The sequence below is a fragment of the Zobellia sp. OII3 genome (assembly GCF_002211465.1).
Lineage (GTDB): Bacteria > Bacteroidota > Bacteroidia > Flavobacteriales > Flavobacteriaceae > Zobellia > Zobellia galactanivorans.
Genome location: NZ_MWRZ01000001.1, coordinates 1,627,895 through 1,647,862, shown reverse-complemented (window position 1 = coordinate 1,647,862; position 19,968 = coordinate 1,627,895). Strand labels below are relative to the sequence as shown.

Below are 19,968 nucleotides of genomic sequence, written 5' to 3'. Positions count from 1 at the left end.
CTACTATTACCATTAAAATTTTAAAATGACTTTTGCTTCCTTGATGTCAGAAAAATTGATTTCCTCTTTTTTCTGAACTGTAACTTTCCCTTTTCCAATGGGTTTGGGTTCCCGTGCCTTCCATTCCAGCACAATACCTTCATCGGTAGTTCCGGTTAAATTTCCTTCAAAGGTCTCCGCCTCGGTTCTCACCATGAGCTTTCGACCTATATTCTTAGTATACTGCCGAGGCATCACTATCGGCGATGCTGCACCGGCCGAAGCGACCTCCAATGAAAAATCGTATTCATCGCGATCTAAATTATGTTCTATTGCACGACTAATTTTCATACAGTCTTGCACCGTTACACCTTCATCGCCATCTAAAACCACTTTTATATGGTTATCGGCAGACATCGAAAAATCGATTAAAAATAACGTGTCATCCGCTGCCAGCGCATCGTCTAAAAGTGCCTTGACCTTGTCCTTCAACATAACATTTAGAAATAAAAAAGAGGACCAAATTGTCCCCTCATGAATACTTTTATATCCTTTCAGTGATGCAAATATACGATTTTTTTATTTCCGACAATATAGCTTTCACTTAAAGAGTTTTATATCATAGTTATTCATATAAAATTAACAATTTTACAATAGATTCAAAACACCCAACCCAATCAACAGCCCATGGAAATCTTATCTTCTTACAATATGATCATCGGAGCCTCGGCCATTGTGATCATATCATTCTGGTTTAACGGCATCTCGAAAAAGACCAACATCCCCTCCGTTCTCATGCTGATCGTCTTAGGCGTTCTCTTACAATTCGGCCTAAAACACCTTATGGGCGCCGAGATCAATTTTGAAAAGAACCTACGCGGCACCCTTGAAATTATCGGAACCGTCGGCCTGATCATGATCGTGCTCGAAGCCGCGCTAGAACTCGAACTCAAAAAAGAAAAACTGATACCCATTCTAAAATCTATGGCCATTGCCCTGGTCGGCCTGGTCGCCTCGGCATGGGTAGCAGCCCTTGTACTCCATCAATTCATCGACGGCATGAGCATGCAATCGGCCTGGCTCTATGCCACCCCACTATCGATATTATCGAGCGCCATAATCATACCCAGCGTGAGCGGACTACGCGAAGACAAAAAGGAATTCCATATTTACGAAAGCACCTTTTCCGATATTATGGGAATCATGATGTTCTATTTCCTGATCGGAACCCTAGACCCCGAGACCGACACGGGCGCCCTGGCCTTCGGCGGAAATATCGTTCTCACCATTGTCATCGCCATTGTTGCCAGCTACGCCCTAGTACTTATTTTTCAAAAAATAAAAAGCCAGGCCAAGCAATTTTTATTGATTGCGGTACTCTTACTGCTTTACGCCATCGGAAAGAAAATGCACCTGTCTTCCTTGATCATTATTTTAGTGTTCGGATTGGTCATCGCCAACGTCAAGCTCTTTTTTCCGGGTAAGACCGCTATTTTTCTCGAAAAGGAAAAGATGCAGCAGATTTACCATGAGCTACATATCATCACCCTCGAGACCGCCTTTGTCGTTCGTACCTTTTTCTTTGTCATCTTTGGTATAACCATCGTTCTTTCTTCACTTTTTAGCATTAACGTTGCCCTAGTCAGCATATTGATCATCGCCTCTATCTACGTCATTCGATATGGCATGCTAAGGCTTTTTATCGGCAAGGACATTTTCCCCCAGGTTTTTATCGCCCCACGGGGATTGATTACCATTTTACTCTTCTACGCCATTCCCAAAAAAGCAGAAGTGGCGGGTTTTGAATCGGGCATCCTACTCTTTGTCATCATAGCCACCAGCCTGATCATGACCTGGGCCATGATTCGCGACAAGAAGAAAATGGGCACCATGCTAGACGAAATAGACGAAGAGATGCTGGCCCGCAACGCGGCCGAAGACGAACTCAACGAACTTCAAAACGAATCCCTTGAAACGGAAACTCCCGAAGAACACACCTTTGAAACCCCTTACGACAAGAAAGACCCGCCCGATTACGGGAACGAAACGGCTTAACACAAAAAACCCGATACTTTGCAGTATCGGGTTTTTTAATTTTTGTTGGCCTACTAGGACTCGAACCTAGAACGACTGGACCAAAACCAGCTGTGTTGCCAATTACACCATAGGCCATTACCGTAATTGTCACTGAAACAAGTTCAGCATTTGAGCGTGCAAATTTAAAACAAAGTTTGGTTTGCACAAACATTTTCTGCTACAATAATTTAAAATCTACACAACTTACAGATTTTCAACACCATAAAATCTACAATTTGACACATTTTTATAAACACAAGACTTGCCCGCAAAGCCTTGACGACATAGAAATTCGTATTCCTCCTACAAATTGCCTGTTAAAGGTTTATCAAAAATGGCCTTGCATATGTATATTAATTAGTAAATTCGCCACATTGGTTAAACCACGTAGTACATGTTTTCAAAGAACTTCGAAAAATGGGACAATCTTCTTGGATGGTCCGTCTTTTTTATAGCCCTTATCACTTATGCCATTACCGTTGAACCCACGAACAGCTTTTGGGATGCCGGTGAATACATAGCCACTTCGGCCAAACTGCAGGTCGGTCACCCCCCAGGGGCACCACTGTTACAAATGATCGGCGCATTTTTCGCCATGTTCGCCATCGAACCTGACCAGGTGGCCCGTATGGTAAATTATGTTTCGGGCGTATCGAGTGCCTTTACCATTCTTTTTATGTTTTGGACGATTACCAATCTCACCCAAAAACTTATAAAAGGAAAGGACGATGTCATTACCAACAGTAAGGCCATTGCCATTTTTGGCAGCGGTATCGTTGGCTCACTGGCTTTCACCTATTCCGATAGTTTCTGGTTCAATGCCGTTGAGACCGAAGTATACTCCACCGCGAGTTTACTCATGGCCCTCTTGTTATGGCTCGGACTGAAATGGACCGACGACCTTCAAAACCCTAGGGGCAATAAGTGGCTCGTTCTTATTTCATTCGTTGTCGGACTGACGTTCGGGGTACAGTTCATGGGCTTTTTGGCCATACCTTCCATAGGACTCCTCTACTACTTCAAGACCTACGAAAAGACGACCGTAAAGAACTTTTTAGTGGCGAATCTTGCCGTGATTGCGGTATTAATGTTGGTGTACAAGTTTTCCCTGACCTACGTTTTAAAACTTTTTGGCTGGAGCGAAGTCTTTTTTATCAACACTATCGGCCTTCCCTTTAATTCGGGTACCATAATCATGGGGCTTATTTTTATTGCCGCATTCTACTTCGGATTGAGATATACCCGACAAAACAACTACAAAACGGCAAACACCATCGTGCTTTGCCTAATGTTTCTCTTTTTAGGATTCTCATCATGGATGATGCTTCCTATCCGTGCGAACGCCAGGGTGGTCATCAACGAGAACAACCCTGAAGACGCCCGTGCCTTATTGGCTTACTACAACAGGGAGCAATATCCCGGGGTAGACAGCCCTTTTTTCGGAACCTACTACTCCAATACCTTTGGCGAGGGCGGTGAAGACAAAGACGAAGCCCCCAAATATGAAAAAGACGAAAAACTGGGCAAGTACGTTATCGTAAACCACTACAAAGGTGCGGTACCGGGCGACGACCCCAAACACATTGGCTTCCTGCCCCGTATGTGGAGCGGCCAACATGCCGAAAATTACATGCGCTACTTCGGTCCTTTAGATTTTAAATTGAAACAATCCAACGAAGAACTGAGACAAGCAGCCACCCAAGTAAAGGAAGGTTTTGCCAAAGGCGAAATAGACGCCGAGCAATACATTAGCTTCCTAAGAAGGTTTGGCGACTACCTTGAAGTCCAACCCCCATCGATCTGGCAGAACATCGTTTACATGGTAGAGTTTCAGTTTGGATATATGTACTGGAGGTATTTTATGTGGAACTTCGCCGGTAAAAACAACGATGTACAAGGGCGCTACAACGGTAATGGCGAATGGCTTAGCGGCATCGACCTCGTTGACAGCGCGCGCTTGGGAAGCCAAAACAACCTGCCCGACGAAGTAAAAAACAATAAAGCTAGAAACACTTATTTTTTATTGCCCCTTATACTGGGTATTGTAGGCATTCTATTCCAGATCAGCAAGAACCCTAAACAATTTTGGGTCTTACTCGTTTTCTTTTTATTCACGGGTCTGGCCATTCAGTTTTATACCAACCCCTACATTTTCCAACCCCGTGAACGCGACTATTCGCTTGTAGGCTCATTTTATATTTTCGGCATATGGATAGGCTTGGGGGTTTACGGTCTTTTTGACGAAATGAAAAAATACCTGGCCCCAAAAATACTGGCCCCGGCCATAACCATAGTCTGTCTTTTGGCCGTTCCGACGGTAATGGCCGTTCAAAACTGGAACGACCATGACCGATCTAATCGGTACACCGCAAATTCATCGGCCAAGGCCTATTTAGACTCTTGCCAAAAAGATGCGGGCGCCATACTCTTTACCATTGGCGATAATGACACCTTCCCCCTCTGGTACGCCCAAGAAATCGAAGGCTATCGCACCGATGTACGTATTGTATGTACCAGCCTTTTTGAAACCGACTGGTATATTGACCAAATGAAAAGGAAGGCCTATGAGAGCGAGGCCATACCCTCACAGATTTCCCACGACAAGTACCGATGGGGATCGCGTGATGTTCTATACTACCAAACGGTAGACCCACTTTTCAACAAAAAGATATCGGAAAGCCGATGGTCTATTCAAGATTTTATCAAATGGGTCGATAGCGACAACCCGCAAACCAAGCTAAAATATATCTTAGAAAGGCAAGAGAACATAGATTTAGGCGCCTATTCGGAAAGCAGCCAGAACATTGTTTACTACCCCACGAACAAGCTTCGCATACCGGTAAACAAGAAAAACGTTTTGGAGACCGGCTTGGTCAAAGAAAAGGACTCGGCACTTATCGTTGACTATATCGATATCGAATTGCCAAAGAGCGCCATTACCAAAAAGAGTATGATGATGCTTGACATCATTGCCAACAACGACTGGAAGCGCCCGATTTACTTTTCAGGAGGAAGTTTTGACGATGCCGAATTTATTTGGATGAAAGACTACTTACAGCTTGACGGCATGGCCTATAAGTTGGTTCCCATAGAAACAAAACGAAAGAATTCTTTTGAAATGGGAAGGATAGATTCTGACCTAATGTACGAAGTGGTGACCAACTGGGACTGGGGCAACTCAGGAAGCCCTGACATCTATCACGATCCACAGACCCGTATCCAAGGGCTATCGTACCGAAGTAATCTGGCGAGACTACTCGAACAATTGCTGAAAGAAGAGAAAATTGAAAAGGCGAAGAACATTATCGACATTACCATGAAAAACCTCCCTGTAGAGTATTTCGGGTACTACACCTTTGTCGAACCTTTCGTTGATGGCTATTACAAAGTTGGCGAAACCAACAAAGCCAGGGAACTTTTCGGAAAATTAAAATACATCTACCAAGACCGCTTGGATTACTATGCTGGCATACCTTTGGATGAGCAGTATAAAAAGATAGATGAAATTATAGGCGACATGGAAGGTTACCGCAGAAACATCGACATCTTGATCGGTAACAACGACCGTGAAATGGCAGAAAAGGAAACTTTGATTTTCAATGAATACATTGAAAAGTTCGAACATTTCTACAAAAACAGCCTATTGGAGGAAGACGAGCTAGAACCAGGACAAAACCCCGACTTGGAAGACAGCACCCCTATTTCCGACACAACCGCCAAGGATGCCGTAAACGTGTTAGAAACCATAAAAGACACAGTGCTGATACCCGAAACCAATTAATGCGTTTTATATCACTAAAAAAGCCGGTGCGAACAATGTTCACACCGGCTTTTTCTATTTCTGCCATCGACAGAATTACCTTAGAATTGCCTAAGCTGAATTTCAGTAAAACAATTCACTATATATAACTTCTAAACGTATTCCTTTAGAATACCGATAAGCGTATTGGCATCTTGTTCACCGCTCTGCCGCCATACCATTTCGCCCTTTTTGTAAATCATCAAGGTAGGAAGACCTTTAACACGAAGTGCCTGGGCAAGCTCCTTGTTCTTGTCCACATCGATCTTTATGACCTTTCCCTTGTCACCCAAAGCAGCCGCAACATCGCGCAGAACGGCGTGCATGGTATTCGATTGCTCGTTCCAATCCGCATAAAAATCCAAAAGAACAGGGATTTTCAAATCTATAAGTTCACCAAACTTTGACATACGTAGTTATTGGGTTAGGATCCAAAAGTAAGAAAAAATGTTAAATAGCCACCTATAGCCCAAATTTTATAGACTTTACGCGGCGTTAAAATCGTGTTAAGCCCTCTTTTTAAGTGTAATTACGGTTATTTCCGGCCATATACCAACCCTTCCCGGATAGCCTAAAAAGCCAAAACCCCGGTTTACATTAATGTATTGGCCCAGCTCATTATAGATGCCCGCCCAGTATTTGTAACGCCATTTTACCGGGCTCCACTTGACCCAACCGGGAATTTCAATCCCGAACTGCATACCATGGGTATGACCACTCAAAGTAAGGTGATAATGGTAGTCATCATGAAGGACCACATCTTCCCAATGCGAAGGATCATGGCTCATCAAGATTTTAAAGTCCTCTTGATTCACATGGGCCACGGCCTTTCTAAGGTCACCGGCCTTTTTAAATCCGCCACGCCCCCAGTTCTCGACTCCGACCAAGGCAATTTTGTCATCGCCTTTCTGCAAATATCGATTTTCGTTGAGCAATAGATCAAAGCCCATATCGCGCTGTAGCGCCTTTAGATCTTCTAAATTTTTATGCTTGGCCTCTTCGGTTTCCCAATCTACATAATCTCCGTAATCGTGATTTCCCAAAACCGAAAACTTACCATCGGCAGCCTCAAGGGTCGAAAACAAATCCGCCCAAGGAAGCATTTCCTCGGCCTTGTTATTGACCATGTCCCCCGTAAACAAAATCACATCGCTCTTTTGCTTATTGATAAGGTCTATGGCATATTCTATTTTTTCCCTATTGTCAAAACTACCACTATGCACATCGGATATTTGGGTAATCTGATACCCATCGAAGGCTTCCGGCAAATCGTCGAACTCTAAATTATACTTCAATACCTTAAAGTTATACTTGCCTTTGTACATTCCGTAAAGCAGGGCCCCAAACGGAATCGCCGCCAGCCCAAGCCCTATCATACTCAAAAACTTCCGGCGTTCCGGCAAGGTAAATTCTTTTGACCGACCCGAAAACTTGAAGTAGACACTAGAGAAAAACCGAAAGATATCCTCTGAAAAAAGAAATAGAATGGTGACCAATTGAAAAGACAACACGGTGAGCAAAAAGCCAAAAGCGTAACTTTTTGACCGACTCAACACCCTACCTTCTTCTTCTCCCAAGGTAAATTGATAAACAAAATTACCCAGCACCAGTACGGCGACCGTTATAAACAGATAGTATACCCAAGGGTATCGGGTTACGGTTTTCAGTGCCTGCAAAGTATAGAGGCCCATTACAATATAAACGACAATAAATATAATCCAACGTAGCATAGCCGCAAAGATATTTCAATCTAACGCCAAGATCGCCCCATTTAGTTTTTATTTAACCCTATTTACAACATCTTCTATAGTATTAAGGTCGGTAAGGGCTATTTCCGTATCGCTTAAAAAGGAGGCCGAGTTCATAGAAACCCTATTGGATTCGGGCAAGGTCCTAAAAAATTTGGTTCCCGACAAATGCACGGCCTTAAAGCCCTCGGCCATAAAGGTTTCAACATTGGTCGGCTTCACCCCTCCACCGGGCATAAGAACACAGTTCGATTCGTCTTTTAGGAGTTCTTTCAGCAAGGCCATTCCCTCAACGGCCGATGGCCGCTGCCCCGAAGTCAACACATAGTCCACTCCCAAAGATTGAAGTTGTCCGAAGGCTTCCCGAGGATCCCGAACCCAATCGAAGGCCCGATGAAAGGTAAACTTCAAGCTTCCGGAAGCCTCTATCAGTTTCTTGGTCCGATCTATATCCAAAGAAAAATCCGTCTTTAAAACCCCTGAAACAATTCCATCAAAACCCAGTTCCACACAAAGGGCAATATCCTCTTTCATGATTTCCAGCTCATTGGAAGTATAAGTAAAATCACCGCTACGGGGGCGCACCAAGACATGAACGGGTATTGAAATCATTTCGCGAACCGATTTTAAGAGACCATAGGAAGGGGTAATCCCCCCGACGGCAAGTTCGGAACAAAGTTCGATTCTATCCGCCCCCGCCCTTTGGGCGTTTAGCGCAGATTGCAATGAATTGGCACAGACTTCTACTAGCATTTTACTTATATTTAATGCCCAAACGTTTTTTAAAACTACGCCTAAAATAGAAATCCTTAGACCATGCAAAGAAGAAACTTCCTAAAAAAATCTACCGCGGCTACCGCGGGACTGATTTCAGGTCCGATATTGGCTTCCCCACAAAATATCACCGGCCCGACCACCGAAAAATATCATAAGCCGGTAAAACCTATCGTTATATGCACCTGGAATTTTCTCAATGCATCCTCAAAAGCATGGGAAGTATTAAAAGAGGGCGGCTCTTCTTTAGATGCCGTTACCCAAGGCGTAATGGTAGAAGAAAACGACACGAGCAACCAGACCGTTGGGGTGGGCGGCAGACCGGACCGCGACGGAAACGTAAGCCTTGACGCCTGTATTATGGACAAGGACGGCAATTGCGGTGCCGTACTGGCCCTACAGAACATCGCCAACCCGATCTTAGTAGCCCGCAAGGTCATGGAAGAAACACCCCATGTGATGCTCGCGGGAAAAGGCGCCGAACAATTCGCTTATGAAATGGGGTTCAAAAAAACCAATCTCCTTACCGAGAAATCAAAACAAGAATGGCTGGAATGGAAGAAGACCTCACAATACAAACCTATTATAAACATTGAAAACCACGATACCATCGGCATGCTGGCCATTGACAAGAAGGGGGATATTTCAGGAGCCTGTACCACCAGCGGCATGGGATACAAAATGGCGGGACGCGTAGGCGATTCCCCGATTATAGGGGCCGGACTTTTTGTCGACAACGAAATTGGGGGCGCCACGGCAACCGGAATGGGCGAAGAAGTCGTACGTACCGTAGGCAGCTTTCTCATTGTTGAATTGATGCGCCAGGGGAAATCGCCCCAAGAAGCCTGTGAAGAAGGGGTGAAACGCATTATGGCCAAAAATAAAGGTAGGGACGATTTTCAAATCGGATTTATCGCTATCAATAAAAAGGGCGAAACAGGCAGTTACTGTATTCACCCGGGCTTTACCTTTCGGTCGTATTCGGAGGAAGGACATGTTAATAATCCTTCGGAAAGCTATATCAAATCGTAAAACACTAAAAAGAAATCAAAAACTTGATTAGCTTTGAAACCTTTTGAAAAACTATAAAATGCCAGAACAAAAACGACTCTTCCTTTTAGACGCCTACGCACTAATCTTTCGCGGCTATTATGCCCTTATAAAAAACCCAAGAATCAATTCCAAAGGCATGGACACCTCTGCCATCATGGGATTCATGAATTCGCTTTTTGACGTAATCAAGCGTGAAAAACCCGATCACTTGGCCGTTTGCTTCGATAAGGGAGGGAGTGCCGAACGCACCGAATTATTTCCTGAATACAAGGCCAACCGCGACGAAACGCCCGATGCCATAAAAATAGCCATTCCCTATATACAGAACATTCTCAAGGCCATGCATATTCCTTCCGTAGTCCTAGAAGGATGGGAAGCCGATGACATCATAGGTACCTTGGCAAAACAGGCCGAAAAAGAAGACTATAAAGTATTCATGGTTACCCCCGACAAAGATTTTGGCCAATTGGTCTCCGAAAACATATTCATGTACCGCCCTGCCCGAATGGGTAACGGAATCGAAATATGGGGCATTCCAGAAATACAGAAACGTTTCGGCGTTGAACGCCCCGAACAAGTCATCGACTATCTCGGTATGATGGGCGATGCCAGTGACAACATTCCCGGCTTGCCTGGTGTAGGCGATAAAACCGCCAAGAAATTTATTGAACAGTTCGGGTCTATGGAAGAGCTATTGGCCAACACCGATAAATTAAAAGGGAAAATGAAAGAGCGGGTCGAAGCCAATAAAGAACTAGGCCTACTCTCTAAAAAACTAGCGACCATCTGCACCGATTGCGACGTAACCTTCAACGCGGAAGACTACGAACTTTCGGTACCCGACAGCGAGAAGGTACAGGAAATCTTTGAAGAACTGGAATTCAGAAGACTCAAAGACCAATTTATAAAAATATTTTCGGGCGAAGCGGAAACACCGACCCAAGTTAGTAGTACCGATACCGGCAAAAAACAATCCTCGTCGGCCGGAAGCGGTCAGTTTTCACTCTTCGGTGGCGATGGGGCCTCACCGGCAACCATAAAAGACAGCTCGAGCCGCAAGACCATAAAAGACGTAGCCCACGTCTACCAAAGCGTAGCACCGGGCATGGCCATGAAGCTCTTTATGCAGAACCTGATGAAACAGCCCTCGGTATGCTTTGACACCGAAACCACATCCTTGAATCCACTTGAGGCCCAACTTGTAGGTATTGCATTTTCTTGGGAGGCCACCAAAGGATACTACATTCCTTTTCCGGAAAACAAAGAGGAAGCCCAAGGACTCATCGAAATACTTCGACCTTTCTTTGAATCGGAAACCATTGAAAAAATAGGCCAGAACCTAAAATACGACATCAAGGTTCTCGACAAATACCATATTAAGGTACGGGGTACTTTTTTCGACACCATGTTGGCCCACTACCTTATCAACCCCGATATGCGCCATAATATGGACGTGCTTTCGGAAACCTATTTGAACTACACCCCTATTTCAATCACCGAGCTTATAGGTAAAAAAGGAAAGAACCAATTAAATATGCGCGATGTGCCGTTAGAAAAACAAACGGAGTACGCGGTAGAAGATGCCGACATCACCTTTCAATTGGCAGAACACTTCAGACCCGAACTGGCCGAGGCAAAAACAGATGTACTTTTTAAAGACATCGAGATCCCCTTATTACGTGTTTTGGCCGATATGGAACTGGAAGGCATCAAGCTTGACGAAAAGTTTCTGAACTCCCTTTCCGAAGACCTGAACAACGATATCAAGACCCTTGAGCAAAAAATCTACCAAGATGCAGGCGAAGAGTTCAACATAGGATCGCCCAAACAACTCGGGGAAATACTGTTCAGCAAAATGAAGCTGGTCGACAAACCCAAAAAGACCAAAACGGGACAGTTCTCTACCTCGGAAGACGTATTATCGTACCTGGCCAAAGACCATGAGATCATAAGGAATGTATTGGAGTATCGTGGATTGGCCAAGCTAAAAAGCACCTATGTCGACGCCTTGCCCGAACAGGTGGAGCCTTCCACCGGAAGAATCCATACCGACTATATGCAAACCGTAGCCGCAACCGGCCGCTTAAGCAGCAATAACCCGAATTTACAGAACATCCCCATTCGTACCGAAAGGGGCCGTCAAGTACGTAAAGCTTTTGTGCCCCGCAATGAAAACTATATTTTATTGGCGGCGGATTACTCTCAAATCGAATTGCGCATCATTGCCGCCCTAAGTGAAGAGACCACTATGATCGAAGCCTTTAAAAACGGCGAAGACATTCACGCCTCTACCGCTTCCAAAGTTTTTAACGTACCCATTGAAGAAGTTACCCGTGAACAAAGAAGCAACGCCAAGACCGTAAACTTCGGAATCATTTATGGGGTTTCGGCCTTCGGACTTAGCAACCAAACCGACCTATCGCGTTCGGAAGCCAAAGAACTGATCGACACCTATTACAAAACCTACCCCAAGCTTCGCAACTACATGAGCGAACAGATCGATTTCGCCCGTGAAAACGGTTACGTACAAACCGTCTTGGGCCGTCGCCGCTATCTAAAGGACATCAACGGAAGCAATCAAGTGGTTCGCGGAGCCGCAGAGCGAAACGCCGTCAACGCCCCTATCCAGGGCAGTGCCGCCGACATCATAAAAATAGCGATGATCAACATCCACAGAAAGCTGACCGAAGGCAACTACAAATCTAAAATGCTGTTACAAGTACATGATGAATTGGTATTCGACATCTTTAAACCCGAATTGGACGAATTGAAATCGCTTATCAAATCGGAGATGGAAAACGCCTATACCCTATCAGTACCTTTAGATGTAGAAGTCGGAATCGGACAAGATTGGTTGGAAGCACATTGACATACAAAACCCTCCTTTTCACAACATTTTTTGGATTAAAGCCTTTTTCATAATTACTTTTACACTCCCGTTCCAAACGGAACAGGGTCTAGCAACGTTCATATGAAAACCTTCGTATCACTTATCTGCCTTCTTTTTTTTATCTGCACCGCCCAAGCACAGGACAGCGCGGAAAACAATGGGCGCCAGAATACCAGCATTACTTCAACAAAAAAAGTAAAGGTCTTCCCAAACCCCGCCAGTAATGTCGTAAACATACTAGGCCTAGAAAATACGGACAAGGCACATATATCCATAATGGACATCTATGGCAACACGGTTCTGATATACGAATGGGAAATCAGGCGCAATGCCATTAATATCCCCATTCCCTCTTTAGATTCCGGTGTATACACGGTCACCGTGAATTCCAAAGAACAAAAGGTATGTGTCAAATTCTACAAGCAGTAGCAACTGCACCACCCTAAAACAAACCAAATTTTACAATAATACGCTTTCCCGACCCCCTCTTTTAAATAGGCTTTATAAACCTAGCAGCCCATTCCGAATTGCAAAAAGGAAGACAAAAAGTTTCCCGTTAAAGTTTGCCATCGGAAAAACAACAGATCGCCCCATGGTCTCATCACGAGTTACCTCCCTCCTCACTTTCCCTTTAAAGTCGAAGCATTAATTTTATTTAAATTTGGCCCAAGAAATTGAAAAAGAGTATTTTTAACTAAAAATAATCGTAAATCACCACTTGTTTTTCAATAGAATTAGTGTACATTTGCAGCCCGTTTGACGGGATTGAAGTGTTTAATTAAAAAGTAACCGTAGTGGATACATTGAGTTATAAGACCGTTTCTGCCAATAAGGCGACTGTTAACAAACAGTGGTTGTTAGTTGATGCAGAAGGAGAGACTTTAGGCCGATTGGCTTCTAAAGTTGCCAAAATGCTTAGAGGAAAACATAAGCCAAATTTCACGCCCCACGTTGATTGTGGCGATAACGTTATTGTTATCAATGCAGAAAAAATCGACATGACCGGTAACAAATGGGAAGACAAAACCTATTTGCGTTACACAGGTTACCCTGGTGGTCAGCGTGCGACTAGCGCAAAAGAACTTTTGGCCAAGAAACCTGGGCATATCGTTGAAAAAGCGGTTAAAGGCATGCTTCCTAAGAACAGATTGGGTGCAGACCTTTTCAGAAACCTTAAGGTTTTTGTAGGTCCTGAGCACAACCATGAAGCTCAAAAACCACAGGTTATCAACTTAAAAGAATTCAAGTAATGGAAATCATTCATAAAATCGGCAGAAGAAAGACAGCGGTTGCCCGTGTATATGTTTCAGAAGGAAAAGGAAACATTACCGTTAACCAGAGAGATCTTAACGATTATTTTCCAACAGCCACTCTTCAGTACAAAGTAAAGCAACCTTTTGCCCTTACTGAAAACGAAGATGCTTACGATGTAAATGTAAACGTTTACGGTGGCGGTATTACCGGTCAAGCCGAAGCTATCCGTTTAGCTCTTTCGAGAGCTATCTGTGAAGTAGATGCTGAAAACAGATTGGTTCTTAAGCCAGAAGGCTTATTGACCCGTGACCCGAGAATGGTTGAGCGTAAGAAATTCGGACAGAAGAAAGCTCGTAAGAAATTCCAGTTCTCTAAACGTTAAGAGTACAATTTTATTGATACCCACCAATCGGTGGGTATCACCTTTATATTTTTTTCTTTAATCAAAGTTCATTGAAAGTTCGCATCGAGCGAATAAATTAAAAACTATTTTCCATTTAGGGAATAGTTATTCGGGAGACCCAAGAACATCTCATGTTCAAAGGCACCGTTAGTTTAGCATCTAAATGCTTGAGGCTTGTCGATTATATCGGTATACCACTTGGGCATTGCCTATTCAAAAGAACGTAAACTAAATTCAAATGGCGAAAGTCGAAGTAAAACAATTATTGGAAGCTGGTGTGCATTTTGGCCACCTTACACGAAAGTGGAACCCTAACATGGCGCCCTACATCTACATGGAGCGTAACGGTATCCACGTTATCAACCTTTACAAAACTGTTGCAAAATTAGATGAGGCCAATGAGGCCCTCAAGAAGATTGCAGCATCTGGACGAAAAATTCTTTTCGTAGCCACAAAAAAACAAGCAAAGGACATCGTTGCCGAAAAAGTAGCGAACGTAAACATGCCCTACATCACAGAAAGATGGCCCGGTGGTATGTTGACCAATTTCGTTACCATCCGTAAGGCGGTAAAGAAAATGGCATCTATCGACCGTATGAAAAAAGACGGTACGTTTATGACCTTATCTAAAAAAGAACGTCTTCAAGTAGACCGTCTTCGTGCCAAGTTAGAAAAGAACTTAGGTTCTATTTCCGACATGACCCGTCTACCTGGCGCCTTGTTTATCATCGATACTATGCGTGAGCACATTGCGGTAAAGGAAGCCCAAAAATTGAACATCCCTATTTTTGCAATGGTCGATACCAACTCCGACCCAAGAGATGTCGATTATTTGATTCCATCTAACGATGATGCCTCAAAATCTATCGATATTATCATGACGCAAGTAACCAATGCTATCGCAGAAGGCTTGGCCGAACGTAAATCCGAAAAACAAGCAGACAAAGAGGGCGCTGAAGAAACCCAAAAAGAGCAGCCTAAAAAAGCTGCCGCAGAAGCTCCTAAAGCTGAAGCTCCAGTAGCTGAAGCCCCAGCTGCCGCTACGGAAGCCCCAGCAGAGGCCGTTGACCTTACCAAAATAGAAGGTGTTGGTCCAAAAGCCGCAGAAGCTTTGGTAAACGCCGGCTTTGATTCTTACGCTAAATTAGCCGAAGGTGACCCTGAAAAAATCAAGGAAATCTTGAACGAGGCCAGCTCTAGAATGGCCCATTTAGATCCTACCTCATGGCCAAAGCAAGCCAAAATGGCTGCCGATGGCAAATGGGACGAGCTAAAAGAATGGCAAGACAGCGTTAAAGGAGGGGTAGAATAGATTTCTTTCCTTACTTATACAGTAAACGAAATAATAACATAACATTTGCTTTAAGATAGAGTCGTAAAATGGCTCTATCTTGGGGGCAAATTGAAAAATAGAACACAAAATGGCAAAAATTACAGCCGCAGAAGTAAACAAATTAAGAAAAGCTACTGGCGCAGGAATGATGGACTGCAAAAATGCTTTGGTTGAAGCTGAAGGAGATTTTGACAAAGCAATTGAAGTTCTTCGTAAAAAAGGACAGAAAGTAGCCGCAAAAAGATCTGACAGAGAGTCCTCTGAAGGTGCTGCAGTTTCTAAATTGAATGCTGACCAAACCGTTGGCGTTGCAATCGTATTAGGTTGTGAAACCGACTTTGTTGGAAAAAACGAAAACTTCTTAGCATTAGCAAACCAAATTGCCGATATAGCTTTGAACTGTGATTCTAAAGAAGCTCTTTTAGAAGCTGATTTTGGAGGAATGACCGTTGCTGAAAAATTAATTGAGCAAACTGGGGTTATCGGTGAGAAATTAGAAATCACCGCTTTCGAAAAACTAGAGGCCCCATATGTTGGAACTTACGTTCACATTAACAAAATTGCCGCTTTAGTCGGTCTTTCGTCTCGAGTAGATTCTGCCGAAGTGCTTGCAAAAGACCTTTCTATGCAAATAGCTTCAATGGGAGCAACAACTTTGTCTTACAAAGATTTTGACCCTGCATTCGTTGCCGCCGAAACAGAAGCTAGAATCGCCGTTATCGAAAAGGACAATGAAGAACTTGATCGTTTAGGAAAGACGCTTAAAAACGTTCCTAAATACATTTCAATGGCCCAATTAACTGACGAAGTTTTAGCCCAGGCCGAAGAAGATGCGAAAGCACAATTGAAAGCTGAAGGCAAGCCAGAACAAATTTGGGACAAAATTCTTCCCGGTAAAATGGAAAGATTCATTTCTGACAACACAACTTTGGACCAAGAACAATGTTTATTGGACCAAAACTTCATCAAAGATGAGAAAATCAACGTTGCAAAATACGTTGCTTCTTACGGCGATGTATCCGTTACCGGATTCAAACGTGCTACAGTAGGATAACCCTATATTCAACACATACAAGAAAAACCGCATTAACTTCATCGTTAGTGCGGTTTTCTTTTTAACATATACTACTTAGGTATTTCAAATAAAAACCGTGACACTTTTCAGCATCACGGTTTTTTTATAGGTTAAATTCACCCGCCTAACCTTTCAACCAGGCTTGACGCAATTCCAAAACTTCATCAGATACATTTTCAACGGGAACTATGGTTTCCACATTTACGGTAGGCGCACCAACCTTTCCTTCCAACAATACCTCTTTGCCGTCACGATCAACCACCATACTGATTTCGGTATCGGGAGACCAACCAAAACTCTTTCCTATAATGGGCCGAATCGACTCCAAGGTTACCGCAGTTCCGTTAATTTCCTTGATTATATCACCTCCTTCGGCGCCCAGCCCCTTAAAGAAGCTATTCAATTGAATGCCCTTTCGAATAAAAACAACATTCTCATTGCCTTGTTCCACATCTATAAAGGGGTTATCACCATCTAGAAAATAACCGGTTTCCTGCTCAATTAAATCAGTCGACAACCCTACCATACCCAAATAAGAGTTGTAATCAATAGGCGTATCGCCAATAACGTAGGTATCAAAGAAAGTCCGTATTTCAGGATAGGTCATGGCAACGATTTCATCAATCAGCTTATCATCTTCAAAAGGCGTGTCGTTCCCGTACTTTTTAGAAAGCTCCTTCATCAACCAAAGCACCCCTTTTTCCCCATTGCTCAATTGACGCAACTGAATATCGAGAACCATATTTATCAAGGTGCCTTTTTCATAGACATTGGCATAGTTCTTTTTATAGGGGTCCACCAAAATGTTCTTACTCATCTCGGTAAAAGACATGGCATCATCGTATGACTTAGCGTTATTGATCTTATCCATCATCCGTTGATAAAACTCCCCTTCATCGATGAGTCCTTGCTGAATTTGAAAAAGATTGGCAAAGTATTCGGTCGTCCCTTCATACATCCACAAGTGTTGTGACATTTTTGGATCGTTAAAATCGAAATACTGCACCTCTTCCGAATGTACGTTCAAAGGAGTAACTATATGAAAAAACTCGTGCGAAACCACATCGACCATAGCCTGCTCCAAACGTTCTTTCGGCATGGCTTCGGGCAACACGACCACCGTTGAAGTATGATGTTCGAGGGCACCAAAACCGGATGCATCATCAGCTTCCATAGTAGACAAATACAACAGTATGTTGTAAATTTTGGTTCCATCTACATCACCCAAGAACGTCTTTTGGGCACCCATCATTTTTTCCATGCGGTCCTTTAAACTTAAGGCCGAATAGATTCCCGATGGCGAATACACGCTCAAGGTTACAGTTATACCATTAATCTCAAAGGTTTCGGTATTGGGCTTTGCGTAAAGAATAGGGTTATCGATAACATCAAAATACCTACTAGCCGAAAAGACATCAACATTTGCAACCGGAGCTTCCAGTACTTTGGGCGTTAATGAGGTCGTAGGCTTTAAAGCTTCCGGCCTGACGATGGACAATTCATAAGGCACTTCTTTCAGTCCCCCGAAATACCCGACAAAACCATGAAGGTTGAGCATAAAGGTCTTTCCCGCATTGATATTTGTTCCTGAAGGGGAAAAAACCTTGTCCTTCACTTCGCCTTCCGTATCATAGGTATCATTCACCCAATAAGTCACCTTATCAAGGTTTTTTCCATTGGAAACCTTCCACGTATTATCGTCCAATTTAGAAAAAGTCAATTCCTTCCCTTCATAATCCAAGGCCTTAAACCCTTCAATATATTGACCGTAATTATCTGTACTATACGTACCGGGCACCGTTTTAGGTATATAAAACAAAACTTCATCCGTAGTAAAAGCACCAGCATCGACCGTTACGGCAACTTTATCGTCAACCACGTTTTTTAGGTCTAATTTGGCCAAGACCGGGGCCTTGTCTGCCGTCAACACCGTTTTGGTCGCTCCGCAGGCCGCCAAAAGTACGGCAAATGCGAGTAATCCTATTTTTCTCATTGTATCTATTTAATCGCTTTATTGTAAGTAATCCCTCTAATTTTTAAAGGGTTACAAGATTATAAAATTTAACAGAATACGGCATCATTATTAGGAAATAATTAAGGTTCGCTTAATCTGCACCTTCAAAAACAAACCCTAAGATTTTTTGATTATTTTTGCCCCAACGAAATACTAGCCATGCAATACAAAAGAATACTCTTAAAACTCAGCGGTGAAGCCCTAATGGGCGAAAAGCAATACGGAATAGACTCAAAACGTCTAGCGGAATACGCCGAGGAAATTAAAGAGGTAGCCGAAAAAGGCATAGAAGTAGCCATCGTAATCGGCGGAGGAAACATTTTTAGGGGCCTAACAGGTGCCGCAACCGGTATGGACCGCGTACAGGGCGACCATATGGGCATGTTGGCTACCGTAATCAACAGCTTGGCCCTACAGAGCGCCCTTGAGACCATAGGCGTACAGACTAGGGTACAATCGGCCATTCAGATCAACGAGGTTGCCGAACCCTTTATCAGAAGACGGGCCATGCGACATCTTGAAAAGGGACGTGTCGTCATTTTTGGTGGAGGAACGGGAAACCCCTACTTTACTACCGATTCGGCGGCGGTGCTTCGGGCCATTGAAATCGAGGCCGATGTCATTTTAAAGGGCACGCGCGTAGACGGCATCTACACCTCCGACCCCGAAAAAGACAAAAACGCCACAAAATTCGATTCTATCTCTTTTGCAGACGTTCTTCTAAAAGGCCTAAAAGTTATGGACACCACCGCTTTTACCCTGAGCCAAGAGAACGAACTGCCGATCGTTGTTTTCGATATGAACAAAAAAGGGAACTTAAAAAAACTGGTTGAAGGTGAAAACATCGGTACGGTCGTAAATCTTTAAAACAGGTCTACTATATATTTGCACCGTTATATTATATTTGAATTATGAACGAAGAGATACAGTTTATACTTGATTCCGCAAAGGAGAACATGGATGCCGCTATGAGGCATTTGGAGAAAGAATTTGTAAAAATACGTGCAGGAAAGGCAAGCCCCGCCATGCTTTCTTCCGTGATGGTCGAATATTACGGCTCGCAGACCCCCCTATCACAAGTAGCCAACATCAATACGCCCGACGGCCGAACCCTATCGGTACAGCCATGGGAAAAGAACATGCTCCACGAGATAGAAAAAGCCATCATGAACTCGAACTTGGGCTTTAACCCTATGAACAATGGTGATTTTGTGATCATCAACGTTCCACCGCTGACCGAAGAGCGTCGTATTCAGCTAACCAAACAAGCCAAAGCCGAGGCCGAAGACGCCAAAGTCGGTATACGTAGCGCCCGTCAAGATGCCAATAAGGAAATTCGGGATTTAGACGTTTCCGAGGATTTACAAAAAAACGCAGAAGTAGACGTTCAGGCCCTTACCGACAAATTCATTAAAAAAGTAGATGCCTTTTTGACCGTAAAAGAAGCGGAAATCATGAAGGTCTAATTCAGCATCTTTTTATAAAAAACAGAAAAAGCAGCCCTAGGGTTGCTTTTTTCATTTACAGATACGTTAATAAAATATTACATTTTAGGTACACTCCCGATCAT

General features: G+C 43.5%; 16 protein-coding genes and 1 tRNA gene. 11 read left to right on the top strand and 6 right to left on the bottom strand.

The genetic code is table 11. The features are described 5' to 3' along the window. Positions 1-12: 12 nt before the first annotated feature. Positions 13-474 carry a ribosome assembly cofactor RimP gene (gene rimP, locus B4Q04_RS06795; RefSeq protein ID WP_013993710.1) on the bottom strand — a complete coding sequence of 154 codons (462 nt, stop codon included), beginning with the start codon at positions 472-474 and terminating at the stop codon, positions 13-15. Positions 475-666: 192 nt separating this feature from the next. Here rimP and B4Q04_RS06790 point away from each other — a divergent pair, with 192 nt between their 5' ends. Continuing rightward, positions 667-2,034: a cation:proton antiporter gene (locus tag B4Q04_RS06790; RefSeq protein WP_088696322.1), complete on the top strand. Its 1,368-nt coding sequence runs from the start codon at positions 667-669 to the stop codon at positions 2,032-2,034. 45 nt (positions 2,035-2,079) lie between these two features. On the opposite strand, the gene B4Q04_RS06785 is transcribed toward B4Q04_RS06790, so the two are convergent. Further along, positions 2,080-2,151: transfer RNA gene (locus B4Q04_RS06785), tRNA-Gln, on the bottom strand. Positions 2,152-2,449: 298 nt separating this feature from the next. Here B4Q04_RS06785 and B4Q04_RS06780 point away from each other — a divergent pair. Further along, positions 2,450-5,836 carry a DUF2723 domain-containing protein gene (locus B4Q04_RS06780; RefSeq protein WP_088696321.1) on the top strand — a complete coding sequence of 1,129 codons (3,387 nt, stop codon included), beginning with the start codon at positions 2,450-2,452 and terminating at the stop codon, positions 5,834-5,836. 131 nt (positions 5,837-5,967) lie between these two features. On the opposite strand, the gene B4Q04_RS06775 is transcribed toward B4Q04_RS06780, so the two are convergent. From B4Q04_RS06775 to B4Q04_RS06765, 3 genes are all read right to left on the bottom strand, one after another. After that, positions 5,968-6,264, bottom strand: coding sequence for a thioredoxin family protein (locus B4Q04_RS06775; RefSeq protein ID WP_013993707.1), 297 nt, complete (start codon positions 6,262-6,264; stop codon positions 5,968-5,970). 96 nt (positions 6,265-6,360) lie between these two features. After that, positions 6,361-7,584 carry a metallophosphoesterase gene (locus tag B4Q04_RS06770; RefSeq protein ID WP_013993706.1) on the bottom strand — a complete coding sequence of 408 codons (1,224 nt, stop codon included), beginning with the start codon at positions 7,582-7,584 and terminating at the stop codon, positions 6,361-6,363. A 48-nt stretch (positions 7,585-7,632) separates the two neighbouring features. Next, complete coding sequence (locus tag B4Q04_RS06765) at positions 7,633-8,355, bottom strand: copper homeostasis protein CutC (protein WP_088696412.1); 723 nt, start codon at positions 8,353-8,355, stop codon at positions 7,633-7,635. Positions 8,356-8,418: 63 nt separating this feature from the next. Between B4Q04_RS06765 and B4Q04_RS06760 the strand changes: the two genes are divergently transcribed. From B4Q04_RS06760 to tsf, 7 genes are all read left to right on the top strand, one after another. After that, positions 8,419-9,408 carry an isoaspartyl peptidase/L-asparaginase family protein gene (locus B4Q04_RS06760; RefSeq protein WP_088696320.1) on the top strand — a complete coding sequence of 330 codons (990 nt, stop codon included), beginning with the start codon at positions 8,419-8,421 and terminating at the stop codon, positions 9,406-9,408. A gap of 58 nt (positions 9,409-9,466) precedes the next feature. Next, entirely contained in the window at positions 9,467-12,298 is a 2,832-nt protein-coding gene (gene polA / locus B4Q04_RS06755; RefSeq protein ID WP_013993703.1) for a DNA polymerase I, read from the top strand. A 102-nt stretch (positions 12,299-12,400) separates the two neighbouring features. Beyond that, complete coding sequence (locus tag B4Q04_RS06750) at positions 12,401-12,748, top strand: T9SS type A sorting domain-containing protein (protein WP_013993702.1); 348 nt, start codon at positions 12,401-12,403, stop codon at positions 12,746-12,748. Positions 12,749-13,113: 365 nt separating this feature from the next. After that, complete coding sequence (gene rplM, locus B4Q04_RS06745) at positions 13,114-13,569, top strand: 50S ribosomal protein L13 (protein WP_013993701.1); 456 nt, start codon at positions 13,114-13,116, stop codon at positions 13,567-13,569. Next, positions 13,569-13,955, top strand: coding sequence for a 30S ribosomal protein S9 (gene rpsI / locus B4Q04_RS06740; protein ID WP_013993700.1), 387 nt, complete (start codon positions 13,569-13,571; stop codon positions 13,953-13,955). The genes rplM and rpsI overlap by 1 nt, the downstream gene beginning before the upstream one ends. 259 nt (positions 13,956-14,214) lie before the next feature. Continuing rightward, entirely contained in the window at positions 14,215-15,288 is a 1,074-nt protein-coding gene (rpsB, locus tag B4Q04_RS06735; RefSeq protein WP_013993699.1) for a 30S ribosomal protein S2, read from the top strand. A 109-nt stretch (positions 15,289-15,397) separates the two neighbouring features. Further along, entirely contained in the window at positions 15,398-16,363 is a 966-nt protein-coding gene (gene tsf, locus B4Q04_RS06730; protein WP_088696319.1) for a translation elongation factor Ts, read from the top strand. A 145-nt stretch (positions 16,364-16,508) separates the two neighbouring features. Here tsf and B4Q04_RS06725 read toward each other — a convergent pair whose 3' ends face one another. Beyond that, positions 16,509-18,377, bottom strand: a complete 1,869-nt coding sequence (locus B4Q04_RS06725; RefSeq protein WP_088696318.1) for a peptidase M61 — start codon at positions 18,375-18,377, stop codon at positions 16,509-16,511. Positions 18,378-18,557: 180 nt separating this feature from the next. Between B4Q04_RS06725 and pyrH the strand changes: the two genes are divergently transcribed. Together pyrH and frr are read left to right on the top strand one after the other, a co-directional pair. Further along, on the top strand, positions 18,558-19,265 hold the full coding sequence (gene pyrH, locus B4Q04_RS06720) for a UMP kinase (protein ID WP_013993696.1): 708 nt from the start codon (positions 18,558-18,560) through the stop codon (positions 19,263-19,265). A gap of 44 nt (positions 19,266-19,309) precedes the next feature. Further along, positions 19,310-19,864 (top strand): ribosome recycling factor, encoded by a 555-nt coding sequence (frr, locus tag B4Q04_RS06715; RefSeq protein WP_088696317.1) that lies wholly within the window; start codon positions 19,310-19,312, stop codon positions 19,862-19,864. Positions 19,865-19,968: the final 104 nt, after the last annotated feature.

What these genes read in the sequence shown, in the direction of transcription:
- rimP (WP_013993710.1), bottom strand. Translation starts at nt 474, where the DNA reads ATGTTGAAGGACAAGGTCAAGGCACTTTTAGACGATGCGCTGGCAGCG.
- pyrH (WP_013993696.1), top strand. Translation starts at nt 18,558, where the DNA reads ATGCAATACAAAAGAATACTCTTAAAACTCAGCGGTGAAGCCCTAATG.
- frr (WP_088696317.1), top strand. Translation starts at nt 19,310, where the DNA reads ATGAACGAAGAGATACAGTTTATACTTGATTCCGCAAAGGAGAACATG.
- B4Q04_RS06725 (WP_088696318.1), bottom strand. Translation starts at nt 18,377, where the DNA reads ATGAGAAAAATAGGATTACTCGCATTTGCCGTACTTTTGGCGGCCTGC.
- B4Q04_RS06750 (WP_013993702.1), top strand. Translation starts at nt 12,401, where the DNA reads ATGAAAACCTTCGTATCACTTATCTGCCTTCTTTTTTTTATCTGCACC.
- B4Q04_RS06770 (WP_013993706.1), bottom strand. Translation starts at nt 7,584, where the DNA reads ATGCTACGTTGGATTATATTTATTGTCGTTTATATTGTAATGGGCCTC.
- B4Q04_RS06790 (WP_088696322.1), top strand. Translation starts at nt 667, where the DNA reads ATGGAAATCTTATCTTCTTACAATATGATCATCGGAGCCTCGGCCATT.
- tsf (WP_088696319.1), top strand. Translation starts at nt 15,398, where the DNA reads ATGGCAAAAATTACAGCCGCAGAAGTAAACAAATTAAGAAAAGCTACT.
- B4Q04_RS06780 (WP_088696321.1), top strand. Translation starts at nt 2,450, where the DNA reads ATGTTTTCAAAGAACTTCGAAAAATGGGACAATCTTCTTGGATGGTCC.
- rpsB (WP_013993699.1), top strand. Translation starts at nt 14,215, where the DNA reads ATGGCGAAAGTCGAAGTAAAACAATTATTGGAAGCTGGTGTGCATTTT.
- polA (WP_013993703.1), top strand. Translation starts at nt 9,467, where the DNA reads ATGCCAGAACAAAAACGACTCTTCCTTTTAGACGCCTACGCACTAATC.
- rpsI (WP_013993700.1), top strand. Translation starts at nt 13,569, where the DNA reads ATGGAAATCATTCATAAAATCGGCAGAAGAAAGACAGCGGTTGCCCGT.
- B4Q04_RS06775 (WP_013993707.1), bottom strand. Translation starts at nt 6,264, where the DNA reads ATGTCAAAGTTTGGTGAACTTATAGATTTGAAAATCCCTGTTCTTTTG.
- B4Q04_RS06765 (WP_088696412.1), bottom strand. Translation starts at nt 8,355, where the DNA reads ATGCTAGTAGAAGTCTGTGCCAATTCATTGCAATCTGCGCTAAACGCC.
- B4Q04_RS06760 (WP_088696320.1), top strand. Translation starts at nt 8,419, where the DNA reads ATGCAAAGAAGAAACTTCCTAAAAAAATCTACCGCGGCTACCGCGGGA.